The sequence below is a fragment of the Shinella sumterensis genome, from assembly GCF_004514425.2.
GTDB lineage: Bacteria > Pseudomonadota > Alphaproteobacteria > Rhizobiales > Rhizobiaceae > Shinella > Shinella sumterensis.
The window spans coordinates 110,263-123,660 of sequence record NZ_MYFN02000007.1 but is presented as its reverse complement, the minus strand read 5'-3'; the positions used below and the strand labels follow the sequence as shown (position 1 = coordinate 123,660).

13 protein-coding genes are annotated in these 13,398 nt (G+C 65.4%); 4 read left to right on the top strand and 9 right to left on the bottom strand.

Annotated features, from left to right (window positions below; genetic code table 11):
• Positions 1 to 72: 72 nt before the first annotated feature.
• The 3 genes from B5M41_RS14560 to B5M41_RS14550 form a co-directional block, all read right to left on the bottom strand.
• Positions 73 to 2,409 (bottom strand): methyl-accepting chemotaxis protein, encoded by a 2,337-nt coding sequence (locus B5M41_RS14560; RefSeq protein WP_134647997.1) that lies wholly within the window; start codon positions 2,407 to 2,409, stop codon positions 73 to 75.
• A 291-nt stretch (positions 2,410 to 2,700) separates the two neighbouring features.
• Positions 2,701 to 3,600, bottom strand: coding sequence for a ribokinase (locus B5M41_RS14555; protein ID WP_134647995.1), 900 nt, complete (start codon positions 3,598 to 3,600; stop codon positions 2,701 to 2,703).
• A gap of 44 nt (positions 3,601 to 3,644) precedes the next feature.
• Entirely contained in the window at positions 3,645 to 4,838 is a 1,194-nt protein-coding gene (locus B5M41_RS14550) for a DNA recombination protein RmuC (protein WP_134647993.1), read from the bottom strand.
• Between the two features lie 111 nt (positions 4,839 to 4,949).
• On the opposite strand from B5M41_RS14550, the gene def reads away from it, so the two are divergent.
• From def to truA, 3 genes are all read left to right on the top strand, one after another.
• Complete coding sequence (def, locus tag B5M41_RS14545) at positions 4,950 to 5,474, top strand: peptide deformylase (RefSeq protein WP_134647991.1); 525 nt, start codon at positions 4,950 to 4,952, stop codon at positions 5,472 to 5,474.
• Positions 5,475 to 5,562: 88 nt separating this feature from the next.
• Positions 5,563 to 6,504 (top strand): methionyl-tRNA formyltransferase, encoded by a 942-nt coding sequence (gene fmt, locus B5M41_RS14540; RefSeq protein WP_134647989.1) that lies wholly within the window; start codon positions 5,563 to 5,565, stop codon positions 6,502 to 6,504.
• Complete coding sequence (truA, locus tag B5M41_RS14535; protein WP_134647987.1) at positions 6,504 to 7,247, top strand: tRNA pseudouridine(38-40) synthase TruA; 744 nt, start codon at positions 6,504 to 6,506, stop codon at positions 7,245 to 7,247. Before fmt ends, truA begins: the two co-directional genes overlap by 1 nt.
• Here the strand turns inward: truA and B5M41_RS14530 are convergent, their stop codons facing one another.
• The 4 genes from B5M41_RS14530 to dapD all read right to left on the bottom strand — a co-directional run bounded on the left by B5M41_RS14530 (position 7,248) and on the right by dapD (position 10,358).
• The gene (locus B5M41_RS14530; protein WP_134647985.1) at positions 7,248 to 7,844 is read right to left on the bottom strand and encodes a hypothetical protein; all 597 of its coding nucleotides are present in this window, start codon (positions 7,842 to 7,844) and stop codon (positions 7,248 to 7,250) included.
• Positions 7,831 to 9,024: a succinyl-diaminopimelate desuccinylase gene (dapE, locus tag B5M41_RS14525; protein ID WP_134647983.1), complete on the bottom strand. Its 1,194-nt coding sequence runs from the start codon at positions 9,022 to 9,024 to the stop codon at positions 7,831 to 7,833. Before dapE ends, B5M41_RS14530 begins: the two co-directional genes overlap by 14 nt.
• 86 nt (positions 9,025 to 9,110) lie before the next feature.
• Positions 9,111 to 9,494: a DUF805 domain-containing protein gene (locus B5M41_RS14520; protein WP_134647981.1), complete on the bottom strand. Its 384-nt coding sequence runs from the start codon at positions 9,492 to 9,494 to the stop codon at positions 9,111 to 9,113.
• A 6-nt stretch (positions 9,495 to 9,500) separates the two neighbouring features.
• Positions 9,501 to 10,358 carry a 2,3,4,5-tetrahydropyridine-2,6-dicarboxylate N-succinyltransferase gene (dapD, locus tag B5M41_RS14515; RefSeq protein WP_134647979.1) on the bottom strand — a complete coding sequence of 286 codons (858 nt, stop codon included), beginning with the start codon at positions 10,356 to 10,358 and terminating at the stop codon, positions 9,501 to 9,503.
• Between the two features lie 175 nt (positions 10,359 to 10,533).
• On the opposite strand from dapD, the gene B5M41_RS14510 reads away from it, so the two are divergent.
• Complete coding sequence (locus tag B5M41_RS14510) at positions 10,534 to 11,424, top strand: LOG family protein (protein WP_134647977.1); 891 nt, start codon at positions 10,534 to 10,536, stop codon at positions 11,422 to 11,424.
• Positions 11,425 to 11,567: 143 nt separating this feature from the next.
• On the opposite strand, the gene B5M41_RS14505 is transcribed toward B5M41_RS14510, so the two are convergent.
• Positions 11,568 to 12,527 (bottom strand): EF-hand domain-containing protein, encoded by a 960-nt coding sequence (locus B5M41_RS14505; protein WP_167718918.1) that lies wholly within the window; start codon positions 12,525 to 12,527, stop codon positions 11,568 to 11,570.
• Positions 12,528 to 12,665: 138 nt separating this feature from the next.
• Positions 12,666 to 13,361: a pyrimidine 5'-nucleotidase gene (locus B5M41_RS14500; protein ID WP_134647973.1), complete on the bottom strand. Its 696-nt coding sequence runs from the start codon at positions 13,359 to 13,361 to the stop codon at positions 12,666 to 12,668.
• Between the last annotated feature and the right edge of the window lie 37 nt (positions 13,362 to 13,398).

Here is a 13,398-nt window from a genome sequence, read left to right as displayed (position 1 = left end):
CAGCCTCGCCCCCCAAAGAAACGAAAAAGGCCGGCGTTTCCGCCGGCCTTTTGCTTTGATCGCGGGAGCGGCTCAGAACTCTTCCCAGTCGTCCTGCGCCAGCGCCGTGTTGCCGGAAACCTGCGGGACCGGCCGGCTGGCCGTGCGGGCGGGCTGGTAGGCCGCACGCTGCGGCTGGACCTGCGGGCGTGCCGCCTGCTGTACCGGCTGCACGCTTGCCGTCACCGCCGAGCCGGAGCGGAAGCGCGCGACGAGCGACTTCAGCGTCTGGGCTTCGTCGTTCAGCGCCATGCTGGCGGCGGTGGTTTCCTCCACCATCGCGGCGTTCTGCTGTGTGACCTGGTCCATCTGGTTGACGGCGGCGTTGATTTCCTTGAGCCCCACGGCCTGTTCGGACGCGGAAGAGGAAATCTGGCGGATGAGATCGTTGATCTGGTTCACCTGGTGGGCGATGTTTTCCAGCGCGTCGCCCGCACGGCCGACGAGGCTGACGCCGTCGCGCACCTGGGACTCCGATGTGTTGATCAGCGTCTTGATCTCCTTGGCGGCATTGGCCGAGCGCTGGGCAAGCTCGCGCACTTCCTGCGCCACGACCGCAAAGCCCTTGCCGGCTTCGCCGGCGCGCGCCGCTTCCACGCCGGCATTGAGCGCCAGCAGGTTGGTCTGGAAGGCGATGTCGTCGATGACGCCGATGATGTTGGAGATTTCGCGCGAGGAGCTTTCGATGCCGTGCATCGCATCGATCGCCTTCTGCACGACTTCGCCCGACCGGCTCGCATCCTCGTTTGCCGTTTCGACGGACTTGGCCGCGACCCGGGCATTCTCCGCGCTGGAATTGACCTGCGAGGTCAGCTGGTCGAGGGCGGCCGCGGTCTCCTCGAGGCTTGCGGCCTGCTGCTCGGTGCGGTGCGAAAGATCGGCCGCGCCCTTGGAGATCTCGCTGGTGCCGCCGCCGATATTGCCGACGGAGGCGTTGACCGTCTGGATCGTCTCCTCGAGGCTGGCGATGGCGGAGTTGAAGTCGGTCTTCAGCTTGCCGTACTCGCCCGGGAAATCGCCGGACAGGCGGAAGGCCAGGTTGCCTTCGGAGAGCTGGGCGAGGCCGTCGCCGAGGCGGGCGACGATCTCGCGCTGCAGGGCGCTCGATTCCGCGCGCTCCGTTTCCGAGCGGCTGCGTTCGGCTTCCGTCAGCTCGCGCTGGCGGCTGGCTTCGGCTTCCAGCGTGCGGGTATTGGCGAGCTGGTGGCGGAACCCTTCCAGCGCCTTGGCGACGGCGCCGGTTTCATCGGACCGGTCCTGCCCGCTGACGGGCTGCGTGTAGGTGCCGCCGCTCAGCGCATCGACGTCGCGGACAAGGCCGGCAAGCGGCTTCTGCACGAACATACGCACCGCGACGTAGAGCCCGGTCAGCACGGCGGCCAGAACGATGAGGCCACCGATGATCATCATGAAGGTCTGATCCTGCACGGGCGCATTGATCGCCGCGCGCGGCACATCGACGAGCACGATCCAGGACGTGTTGATGTCCGGCAGCGCGAAGGGGTAGACGACACGATCGAAGGCCGCGAGTTCGTTGAAGGTCACGTTCTCGACGAGACCCGGCTTGCCCGTGGAGAGCGCGGATTTGACGATATCCTCGCCGACACCTTCATAGGGCTTCATGACGAGGTCGGCATTCGGCGCGACGAGCCACTTGCCGGTCTGCGACAGCAGCAGCACGCGGCCCTCGCCGAACGGCGCCAGTTTGCTCAGCTTGTCGGAGAGGGTCTTCAGCGAGACGTCGACGCCGGTGACGCCGATACGCTTGCCGCCCGAGACGACAGGAAACGCGATCGAGGCCATGGTGAAGCCTTCGCCGGTCGAGCTTTCCTTGTAGGGCTGGGTCATCGCGCCCTTGCCTGAATTCGCCGCCAAGGCATACCACTCCGCCTTGTAATCGGATTCGAAGGTGGAGAGCGCGATGGAGCCGTCCTTGCGCTTGGTCCAGTAGGGATTGAACGAACCATCCTTGAACGTGCCGGTCTCCAGCGATTCGCCCGTCTCGCGCGACTTGCCGTCGAAGGCGTTGGGCTCTTCCGCAAACCAGCTTCCGAGCGCGAAGTCGTTCTTCTCCGCATTGGCCTTGATGATGTCGACCACTTCCTTTCGGTCGAAGTGCGCGTTGGCATGGCCCTGCTCGATCACGCCGGCCATCGAGCGCGCGGCGCTGGCGAGCTGTCCGATATCGGTCGCGATGTCGGACGCGATGGCTTTCGCTTCCGTGTTCGCCTCCGAATAGACGAGGCCGGCGACGCGATCCTGGCTCTGCTGGATGAGCACGGTGTTGGAGGCGAGCAGCACCAGGGCGATGGTGCCACCGGTCACTGCGATGAGCTTCGTCGCGAGCGACTTGGCCTGAAGCTTGAACATGAAATCCTCACGATAGGAAGCGTCCGCGGCGGGTGCCGCGGAGAAGCACGTTCGATTGTCGGGATGGGCTCCATCATGGAGTGCGAGGCGCGCGACCTGCGTCCTGGACCGCCCGGGCCGCTTTTCGCAACGTCGGTGGTTTGAGGATTTCAATACCCTGTAGAATATTAATAAAGAGCCAAATTTCGATCCCCAGTGTCAGCGGGATCGCTGAATTACCGGGCGTCGCGGGCAAAACGACACGCGGTGTCCCCGTTGCGAAGTTCTCCACAACGGGGCCACGCGATGGCGTCAGACTTCCGCGTCGACGGCGTTTGCGAAGGGGATGGACGGCTGGGCGCCGGGCTTCAGGCAGGCAAGCGAGCCTGCGACGGCCGCGCGGCGCAGTGCGTCCTTGAAGGCAAGTCCGGCATCCAGCGACGCGGCCAGGTAGCCGCAGAACGTGTCGCCCGCGCCGACCGTATCGACCGGCTCGATCTTGAGGCCGGCGGCCCGGTAGATCTCGTTCTTGCGGATGGCGACGACGCCGTCCGCCCCGAGCGTGACGATGATGGTCTGGCCGTTCTCGCCGTGGATGCGATGCATGACGGCTTCCCGCTCCTCGTCGGACAGCTCGCCCTTGCCGACGAAGAGATCGAATTCCGTTTCATTGGCGACGAGGATGTCGGCCGTGCCACCCAGCCGCTTGGCCTCGGCATTGAACGGCGCGATGTTGATGATGGAGACGACACCCTTCTGCCTGGCGGCGGCCAGCGCGGCCTCGATCGCGCTCGTCGGGATCTCGAACTGCAGCATCAGGTAATCGCCGCGCGACATGGCCGCGATAGCGCGCCGGGCGTCCTCGTCGCTGACGGTTCCGTTGGCGCCGGGAACGACGACGATCATGTTCTCGCCGTCAGGGGCGACGAGGATGTGGGCGGTGCCCGTCGCCTCGGCGGGATAGCGCACGGCGTTGAGGTCCACGGCGGCATCGGCCAGCAGCGCCAGCGCCTGGCTGCCCAGGCGATCGTCACCCACGGCGCCGGCCATGCGCACCATCGCGCCGGCGCGGCGCGCGGCAAGCGCCTGGTTGGCGCCCTTGCCGCCGGCAGCGGTGGTGAAGCTGGTTCCCATCACCGTTTCGCCGGGTCTCGGCAGGCGTTCCGGCGTGGCGATGAGGTCCATGTTGATGGAGCCGAAGACGGTGATCATGAAAATAGCCCTTTGTCGTTTCCGCCGGACACTGCCCGAGGCAGTCAGTCCTCGTCAACCACCCTCAGCCGCGGCGGCGCCGTTCGTCCCTCGGCAACCGCATCGGGGCTCTCCGAAAGGGCGACGACGGTCTCGAATTCCAGCTCGCCGATGCGCGCGCCGCGCCGGGTAAGCTTCTCCGTCGACGTCAAAATCAGGTCCACATCCTTCTGCGCGGAGGTGAAATGGCCGTGCAGCTTGCGCACCCGGTCGTCGAGCCGCGTCAAATCGTCCATCAGCCGTGCGACCTCGCCCTGGATGACATGGGCCTGCTCGCGCATGCGCTGGTCCTTCAGCAGTGCCTGCAGCACCTGCACCGACAGCATCAGCAGTGAGGGCGAGACGATGACGACGCGGGCGCGGTGCGCCCGCTGCACGACGGCCTCGAAATTCTCGTGGATGCCGGCGAAGATCGATTCGGACGGCACGAAGAGGAAGGCCGTATCCTGCGTCTCGCCGGCGATCAGGTATTTTTCGGAGATATCGCGGATGTGGACTTCCATGTCGCGGCGGAATTGCTGGGCGGCGATCTTCGCGGCCTCCGGCGAGCGCGCGTCCGACATCGCGTTCCACGCTTCGAGCGGGAATTTCGCGTCCACGACGAGCGGCGGCTGGCCGTTCGGCATGCGGATCGTGCAGTCCGGCCGCACCCCGCTCGCCAGCTGCGCCTGGAACTGATAGGCGCCGGACGGCAGCGCGTCGGCGATGATGGTCTCCATGCGCGACTGGCCAAAAGCGCCGCGCGTCTGCTTGTTGGAGAGAATGGCCTGAAGCCCCACCACGTCCTTGGCTAGCGACTGGATGTTGGTCTGGGCGTTGTCGATCACCGCGAGCCGCTCCTGCAGGCGGCGCAGGTTCTCATGGGTCGCGCGCGTCTGTTCGGAGATCGACTGGCCGAGCCGCTGCGTCAGCCCGTCGAGCCGGGTGTTGATCGCCTGGTTGGTCTCGGATTGCTTGGCGCCGAAGACCTCGGCCATGGCGGCGACGCGCCCCTGCATCTCCGTCTGCGCCTTGAGCAGTTCGGCGAAGCGCAGCTCCGCGAGGCTCGCCGCCTCGCGCTGGCGCGCCTGGCTGCGGCGAGCCGAAAGCAGGCCGAAAACCAGGATCAGGACGGCGAGAAGCAGGGCCAGCGCAGGCCCGGTTCCGCCGAGCCGGTCGAGCGTGGAGGTGAGAAGCGTATCAAGGGCAGGATCGATCATGCCGCGACCATACCACGGATGACGGCAAAAACCAGATCATACCGTGAACAAAGCCGCTGTCCGGTCGTGCAAGCCGATTGAAAGCCCGAAAAAAGCAGGTTAAGGAGGCGCATGACCATCAAGCCGCTGATTATCCTTCCCGATCCGATCCTTCGCCAGGTCTCGCAGCCCATCGAGACCGTGGATGGCGAGGTCAAGAAGCTCGCCGACGACATGCTGGAAACCATGTACGACGCGCCGGGCATCGGCCTTGCCGCCATCCAGATCGGCGTTGCGCGCCGCATGCTGGTGCTCGACGTGTCGAAGGATGGCGAGGACAAGCAGCCGCTCGTCTTCATCAACCCGGAAATCGTCTCCGCCACGGATGCGCGTTCGGTTTACGAGGAAGGCTGCCTTTCGATCCCCGACTATTACGCGGAAGTCGAGCGTCCGGCGGCGATCAAGGTCAGACATCTCGACCGGGACGGCAAGGAGCAGCTGACGGAGGCCGACGGCCTTCTGGCGACCTGCCTCCAGCACGAGATCGATCATCTGAACGGCGTGCTGTTCATCGACCACATTTCCAAGCTGAAGCGCGAAATGGTGATCCGCAAGTTCACCAAGGCCGCCAAGCTGCGCGGCAGCAAGGCGCTCTGAGCGCGATTGCTGCGGCGTCGTTTTCACGCGGTTCAAGGCGCAAGACCGCCTTGCGGTTTTGCCGAACTGCTTTCACGGAGGCTGACCGATGGCCCTTCGCATCATTTTCATGGGCACGCCGGACTTCTCCGTCCCGACCTTGACGGCACTGGCCGAGGCGGGCCACGAGATCGTCGCCGTCTATTCGCAGCCGCCCCGCCCCGCCGGCCGCCGCGGCCTCGAACTGGTGAAATCCCCTGTGCACCAGGCGGCGGAACGGCTGGGCATTCCCGTCCACACGCCCGTCAATTTCCGTGAGGACGCGGAGCGCGAGGCGTTCCGCGCCCTGAAGGCGGATGTCGCCGTCGTCGTGGCCTACGGCCTGCTGCTGCCGGAAGCGATCCTCACCGGCACGCGCCTCGGCTGCTACAACGGCCATGCCTCGCTCCTGCCGCGCTGGCGGGGGGCGGCCCCCATCCAGCGGGCGATCATGGCGGGCGATGCCGAGACCGGCATGATGGTCATGAAGATGGACAAGGGCCTCGATACCGGCCCTGTCGCGCTCACCGCCCGCGTGGCGATCGACGAGACCATGACCGCAGGCGAACTGCACGATGCGCTGATGCAGGAAGGCGGCGCGCTGATGGTCGAGGCCATGGCGAAGCTGGAGGCCGGCAACCTGCCGCTGACGCCGCAGGCCGAGGAGGGCGTGCTCTACGCCGCCAAGATCGACAAGGCCGAAACCCGTATCGGTTTTTCGAAGCCGGCTAAGGATGTGCACAACCATATCCGCGGCCTCTCGCCGTTTCCCGGCGCGTGGTTCGAACTGCCCGTCGCCGGCAAGCCGGAACGGGTGAAGGTGCTGGCAAGCGCGCTCGTCGATGAAAGCGCCGCGCATCCCGCCGGCACGGTACTCGACGATGCGCTGGCCATCGCCTGCGGCAAGGGCGCCGTCCGGCTCCTGCGCTTGCAGAAGGCCGGCGGCAAGCCGCTCGACGCCGCCGATTTCCTGCGCGGCACGCCGGTCGCGCCCGGTCAGGTCCTGGCCTGATGCCGCGCTACAAGCTCGTGATCGAATATGACGGCACGCCCTATGTGGGCTGGCAGCGGCAGGACAATGGTCCCTCCGTCCAGGGCGCCATCGAGGCCGCGATCCTGTCGCTGACCGGCGAGACCGTCTCGATCCGCGGTGCGGGGCGCACGGATTCCGGCGTGCACGCCATGGGGCAGGTCGCCCATGCCGACCTGACACGCGACTGGAAGGAGCATACGCTCCGCAACGCCCTCAACGCCCATCTCGGCATGGCCGGCGAGCGGGTCGCGATTCTCGATGCGGCACGGGCGCCCGACGATTTCGATGCGCGCTTCTCCGCGAAGAAGCGGCACTATCTCTACCGCATCATCTCGCGCAAGGCGCCGCTGGCGCTGGAGGCGAACCGCGCCTGGTTCGTCGCCAAAGACCTCGATCACGACGCCATGCACGCGGCCGGGCAGATGCTGGTGGGAAAACACGACTTCACGACGTTCCGCGCGGCCCAGTGCCAGGCGAACAGCCCGGTGCGCACCATCGACCGTCTGGAGGTGACGCGCAACGGCGATCTCATAGAGATGCGTGTGTCCGCGCAAAGCTTCCTGCACAACCAGATCCGTTCCTTTGCCGGAACGCTGAAGCTGGCCGGCGAGGGCAAGTGGACGGCCGGCGATGTGCGCGCGGCGCTGGAGGCGCGCGACCGCAAGGCCTGCGGCCCCGTCGCGCCGCCCGATGGCCTTTACTTCATGGCTGTCGATTACTGATCAGACCGGCATCGTGCCGAGAAGGCGCTGCAGTTCCTGTCCGACGATCATTGGCGGCAGCACGAAGATCGCGGTGATGGCCGCGGCCAGAAGGGCCTGCCTGCCGACGCACATCCAGACCAGCCGGTACTGCAGCACGACACTGGCGCCGAAGACCACGTAGAGAAGCAGGCCGGCGAACGGCGCGCTTGTGGGCAGCACGAGCGTCAGCGCGAAGGGAATGGCGGCCGCATAGGCGAAGGGGATCGCGACCCAGTTGCTGGCGGTCACCAGCGTTGCGAGATACTTGCCGTAGCCCAAGGGGCCGGCAAGCACCGCCAGCAGCGCGAGCGGTAGCATCCAGCCGACGACATCGATGACGGCGAGCTTCACCAGGAAATTGAAGCCCGCCGGCGTATCGGCGGGCATGGCAGCGAGATAATAGAGCCGCCACGATGCCCAGATCACGGCAAAGGCCGGCAGGCACCACACGATCGCCCAGAACGACCGCGTGAAGCCGCGCATCGTCAGGTCCAGCCAGCCGAAGCCTTCCTGCTTCTGGCGCAACAGCAGAACGACGCCGGTAAGATAATGCAGGACCTCGTCAAGACCGGGCATTGTCGAACCAGCGTTCGATGAAGGTCTCGTAGATCGACGTCAGCGTCTCGAGATCAGCGACGGCCACCCGCTCGTCCACCATATGCATGGTCTGCCCCACAAGGCCGAACTCGACGACCGGGCAATAATCCTTGATGAAACGGGCATCGGACGTGCCGCCGGTCGTCGACAGCTTCGGCGCGCGGCCGGTCACCGCTTCCACCGCGCCCGATAGCGAGGCGATCAGCTGGTTGTTGCGCGTCAGGAAGACATGGCTGGGGCGTTCGGCCCAGGCGATATCGTAGCGCACGGGGCTGCGGCCGGGCCGCAGCCTCTCGTCGGCGGCCGCGGCATCGAGCCGGCGCACGATCTCGGCCATGACGGTCTCGGCCGTCCAGGTGTCGTTGAAGCGGATGTTGAAGCTGGCGGTCGCCTTGCCCGGCACGACATTGGTGGCGCGGTTGCCGATGTCGATGGTGGTCACTTCGAGGTTCGACGGCTGGAAGTTTTCCGTGCCGGCGTCGAAGGGCGGGTCCATCAGGGCGTCCGTCAGCGCGACGATGCCGCGCACGGCATTGTCGGCGAGGTGCGGATAGGCGGCATGACCCTGCACGCCGTGCACCGTCACGGTGCCGGAGACGGAGCCGCGCCGGCCGATCTTGATCATGTCGCCGAGCTGATCGGGATTGGTCGGCTCGCCCACGAGGCAGGCATCCCAGCGCCCGCCGCGGGCGGCCGCCCATTCGAGCAGCTTGATCGTACCGTTGACGGCCGGGCCTTCCTCATCGCCGGTGATGAGGAAGGAGACGGAGCCCTTCGGTGGGCCGTGTTTCCCGATATGGCGCGCGACGGCCGCGACGAAGCAGGCGATGCCGCCCTTCATGTCCACGGCGCCGCGGCCGAACATCTCGCCGCCGGCGATCTCCGCGCCGAACGGATCATGCGTCCAGGCAGCCTCGTCGCCGACAGGCACGACGTCGGTGTGGCCGGCAAACATCAGATGCGGGCCGTCCGTGCCGATGCGGGCATAGAGGTTCTCGATATCGGGCATGCCGGGTTCGCGGGCCACCATGCGCTCCACGGTGAAGCCGAGCGGCTCCAGCATGGCGGCAAGGGCTGTCAGCGCGCCGCCCTCGGCGGGCGTCACGGACGGGCAGCGGATCAGGGTGGCGAGATTGGCAATCGGGTCGGCAGAGGTCATGGGCATGCGATCACGGCACGGAAACAGAGGGAATCGAGATGTAGCCCATCGCTCGCAAGCTGTCACGCGCGCGAGGAGCGCGGCAGTCAGTCCATCGGGCGGTCGGGCAGGCGTCCGTAGTCGTTCGGCCCCTGGGTGCCGGGCCAAACGAGAAACACGAAGAGCGCGAAGAACGAAAGCGCGGGAACGAAGAGGCAGAGGATGAGAGGGGCGGGCAGGTTCATGTCGTGCACCCGCTTGACCGAAAGCATCAGCGAGGAGATCGTCGAGACGACCGCCAGCGCCAGGAAGACGAGAACCCACGGGACGAAGGACGGATGATCCTCCGGCACGGCAAGGACGCGGGTGAAGGAGGCCGACAGGACCATCAGCCAGAAGGCCCAGCCGAGCGCATGGGGCGCGCGACTGAGGCGACCCGACCAGCCGAAGAAGAGCCAGGCGAGACGCGGTCGCTGCTCTTCCACGGCCATCGGGGATTAATCCCGGAGAAGCTCGTTGATGCCGGTCTTCGAACGGGTCTGGGCATCCACGCGCTTGACGATGACGGCGCAATAGAGGCTGGGCGCGGGCAGGCCGTTCGGCATGGTCTTGTCCGATGGCATGGAGCCGGCGACGACGACCGAATAGGGCGGCACTTCGCCATAGGTCACTTCGCCGGTCGCGCGGTCGACGATCTTGGTCGACTTGCCGATGAACACGCCCATGCCGAGCACGGAGCCCTCGCGCACGATGCAGCCTTCGACGACTTCCGAGCGCGCGCCGATGAAGCAATTGTCCTCGATGATGGTCGGGCCGGCCTGCATGGGTTCCAGCACGCCGCCGATGCCGACGCCGCCGGAGAGATGCACATGCTTGCCGATCTGCGCGCAGGAACCGACCGTCGCCCAGGTATCGACCATGGTGCCTTCGCCGACATAGGCGCCGAGATTGACGAAGGAGGGCATCAGGATGGCGTTCGGCGCGATATAGGCGGAGCGGCGCACGACGCAGTTCGGCACGGCGCGGAAGCCGGCCTTCTCGAATTCATTGACGCTCCAGCCGTCGAACTTGGAGGGCACCTTGTCCCACCACGAGGACTCGCCCGGGCCGCCCTTGACGATTTCCATCGGGTTGAGGCGGAAGGAGAGCAGCACGGCCTTCTTGAGCCACTGGTTCACCGTCCAGTTGCCGTCCTCGCCGCGCTCGGCGACGCGCACCTTGCCTGCATCCAGCAGGTTGAGCGCGGTCTCGACCGCATCGCGGATTTCGCCGCGCGTGCCGGTGCTGACACCGTCGCGTTCCTCGAAGGCGCGCTCGATGGTGGCGGAAAGGGTGGCGAGATCGGACGTGCTCATCGGAATTCCTTAAACTTCGACGCTTATTTTCGCTTGTCGGCAGGCCGGAAGGTCGATTTCATCAATCAGCGAAATGCTCTAGAGCAAGTGCCGGAAAAGATGAAGCCCTTTTCCGGCAGATACTGTCGCACGGACGCAATGGTGATTCCGCACGGCGGCAAGACAGGAAAAAGTGATGGCAAGACTGAAGAAAAAGAATCTGCGCCGCAAGGACGGCGTGTGGGATCCGTTGGCCGACAGCGCGCAGGACAAGCATCGCGCTTCCGTCGTGCCGCAGACGCCGCAATCGGCCCACCCGGCCTATCGGCTTGCCTATGTCGACGACGATTTCCTCTGCCGCGAGGAACTGCGTCCGGTGCGTCTCCAGCTGGAACTCCTGAAGGTGGAGATGATGCTGTCCGAGCACGGCATCAAGTCGACCATCGTGATGTTCGGCGGCGCGCGCATTCCCGCGCCCGGGCAGGATGCCTGGGCGGCCCGCAACGAAACGCAGCGCGTCAATCTGGAAGCGGCCTCGATCTATTACGAGGAAGCGCGCAAATTCGCGCGCATGTGCTCCGAGAAGTCGGCGGAGCTCGGTTTCAAGGAATATGTCGTCGTGACCGGCGGCGGGCCGGGCGTGATGGAAGCGGGCAACCGCGGCGCGGCCGATGTCGGCGCACCGTCCATCGGCCTCAACATCGTATTGCCGCACGAGCAGGCGCCGAACCCCTATGTCACGCCCGAGCTCAGCTTCAATTTCCACTATTTCGCGATCCGCAAGATGCATTTCCTGCTGCGCGCCAAGGCCGTGACGGTCTTCCCGGGCGGCTTCGGCACGCTGGACGAGCTGTTCGAGACGGTCACGCTGATGCAGACCGGCCGCATGGCGCTCGTTCCGCTCATCCTGTTCGGCAAGGAATTCTGGCACAAGATCATCGACTTCGACGCCCTTGCCGCCTTCGGCACCATCGCGCCCGGCGATGTCGAACTCCTGGAATTCGTCGAGACGGCCGAGGAGGCCTGGGACATCATCGTGAAGTTCTACGAGAAGCTCGAAGCCGAGCATGCCGTGGCTGAAGCCTGACATGAGGCAGGCCATGCACTGCCGCCAATAAAAGACGCCCCGGCATGGCCGGGGCGTTTCAGTTGGACGTGCTGGCAGGGAATGCTCTGTCGTTTCGCAGCATTGTCCGATGCCGAAGCGCTCCCGCCTCGGCTGGAAATGCTCTATTTCTGGTGGCGTTTCATGACCATTTCGTCGGCGGTGATGAAGCCGTCGCCGTTGCGGTCGCGCTGCTTGAAGAGAGCGGCGGCGGCGGTTTCCATCTCCGCCTTCGTCAGGACACCGTTCTTGTCGGTGTCGGCGCGCTCGAACATGCGTGCGCCCATGCGGTCGATACGCGCGTCACGCATCGCCTGGCGCGCGGCGTCCTTCGCCTCGCCGTCAGTCGCCTTCACCGCCTGGAACGCCTTGCGGGCATCCCGGAACGCTTCGCGCCTGGCGTCCACTTCCGCCTTGGTCACTTCGCCGTTCCTGTCCGTATCGAACCGCTCGAAGGTCGTCGTGGCATAGGCGAGCATCTCGGCCTGCGAGATCTTGCCGTCCTTGTCGGTGTCGGCGCGCTCCAGCATGCGCTGCGCACGCTCTTCGCTCTTCTTGCCGTGCCACTTGCCCTTGCCGCCGGCATCGGCCACGTCGATGGCGCCATCCTTGTTGGTGTCGCGACGTTCGAAGATCCTTTCGGCGGCAGCCATGACCTCGGCTTCCGAGAGCGTGCCGTTTTTATCGGTATCGGCGCGGTCGAACATCTTGCCCGCACCCGGCAGCATGTAGGGGCCACCGGCGCGCAGTGTCTCGCGGGCCTTGTCCTTGTCCGCATCGGCGGCGGCGCGGATGGCCTTGCGGGCATCCCTGAACGCGGCGTGGCGCGCCTTGATCTCGTCCTTCGTCACCTGCCCGTCGCCATTGGCGTCGAAGGTCTTGAAGGCGGTGGCCGCATTGGCCTTGAATTCGGCAAGCGTCACCTTGCCGTCCTTGTCCGTATCCAGCCGTTCGATCATCGCGGCATGGCGGGCATGGTGCTTGCCGTGCTTGCCTTCGTGTTTGGCGGCGAAGGCCGGGGCGGCGAGGCCCGAGAAGATAAGGCTGGCGGCAACGGCGCCGAGAAGGAGTTCCTTTTTAGCCATGGTCGTTCCTGTCATCCATTGTCGTCCCTTGGGAGCGAAGGATAAAGGGAAAGACGGCCGTGGCCAGTTACAAATTGGTAATTGAACCCTTTGACGGGAAAGGGTTTTTTCCGTGTCAGGAATGTGGCCGGCCGAATGTCAGAGAAGCGCGTTCAGAAAGGCCGTGAGGTCGGAGGTCGCATAATCGATATGCTCGTCCTCTTCCGAACGCTTCTCCCAGGCATCCACGAATTCGTGGTTCTCGTTTTGCGGAATGAGCAGCACCGTCTTCATGCCGAGCGCCTTCGGCACGAGAAGATTGCGCGGCAGGTCCTCGAACATCACCGCCTGCTGCGTCTCGATGCGGTGCAGCGCCATGAACTTGTCATAGGTCGCGCCCGCCGGCTTGGGCATGTATTCGGCCGCCACGATGTCGAAGACGTCGTCGAAATGGTCGAGGATGCCGAGCGCCTTTGCGGCCATCTCGGCATGTTTGACGCTGCCATTGGTGAAGATGAACTTGCGGCCCGGCAGTGCCCGGATCGCCTCGCCCAGCGACAGGTCCGGCGACAGCACGCCGTAGTCGATGGCATGCGCCTTTTCCAGGAAGTCCAGCGGGTCGATGTCGTGGTGGATCATCAGGCCCTTCAGCGTCGTGCCGTGGTCGTAGTAATATTGCTTCTGCAGGGCGCGCGCGTCCTCGCGCGACAGGCCGAGCAGCGCCGAGACATAGGCCGTCATGTTCTTGTCGATCTGGGCGAAGAGATCGACGTGGTGCGGATAGAGCGTGTTGTCGAGGTCGAAGACCCAGTCACGCACATGGGCGAAGTCGGCTTTGTTCGGAAGATCGGTCATGGCCGCCTTATGCCATGGGCCCGCGCGGCGGCAAACG

Bases quoted from the DNA above. Each gene is read 5' to 3' on its own strand.
- B5M41_RS14560 (WP_134647997.1), bottom strand. From the start codon at position 2,409: ATGTTCAAGCTTCAGGCCAAGTCGCTCGCGACGAAGCTCATCGCAGTG.
- B5M41_RS14505 (WP_167718918.1), bottom strand. From the start codon at position 12,527: ATGGCTAAAAAGGAACTCCTTCTCGGCGCCGTTGCCGCCAGCCTTATC.
- B5M41_RS14550 (WP_134647993.1), bottom strand. From the start codon at position 4,838: ATGATCGATCCTGCCCTTGATACGCTTCTCACCTCCACGCTCGACCGG.
- B5M41_RS14510 (WP_134647977.1), top strand. From the start codon at position 10,534: ATGGCAAGACTGAAGAAAAAGAATCTGCGCCGCAAGGACGGCGTGTGG.
- B5M41_RS14520 (WP_134647981.1), bottom strand. From the start codon at position 9,494: ATGGCCGTGGAAGAGCAGCGACCGCGTCTCGCCTGGCTCTTCTTCGGC.
- B5M41_RS14555 (WP_134647995.1), bottom strand. From the start codon at position 3,600: ATGATCACCGTCTTCGGCTCCATCAACATGGACCTCATCGCCACGCCG.
- truA (WP_134647987.1), top strand. From the start codon at position 6,504: ATGCCGCGCTACAAGCTCGTGATCGAATATGACGGCACGCCCTATGTG.
- def (WP_134647991.1), top strand. From the start codon at position 4,950: ATGACCATCAAGCCGCTGATTATCCTTCCCGATCCGATCCTTCGCCAG.
- B5M41_RS14530 (WP_134647985.1), bottom strand. From the start codon at position 7,844: ATGCCCGGTCTTGACGAGGTCCTGCATTATCTTACCGGCGTCGTTCTG.
- fmt (WP_134647989.1), top strand. From the start codon at position 5,563: ATGGCCCTTCGCATCATTTTCATGGGCACGCCGGACTTCTCCGTCCCG.
- dapD (WP_134647979.1), bottom strand. From the start codon at position 10,358: ATGAGCACGTCCGATCTCGCCACCCTTTCCGCCACCATCGAGCGCGCC.
- dapE (WP_134647983.1), bottom strand. From the start codon at position 9,024: ATGACCTCTGCCGACCCGATTGCCAATCTCGCCACCCTGATCCGCTGC.
- B5M41_RS14500 (WP_134647973.1), bottom strand. From the start codon at position 13,361: ATGACCGATCTTCCGAACAAAGCCGACTTCGCCCATGTGCGTGACTGG.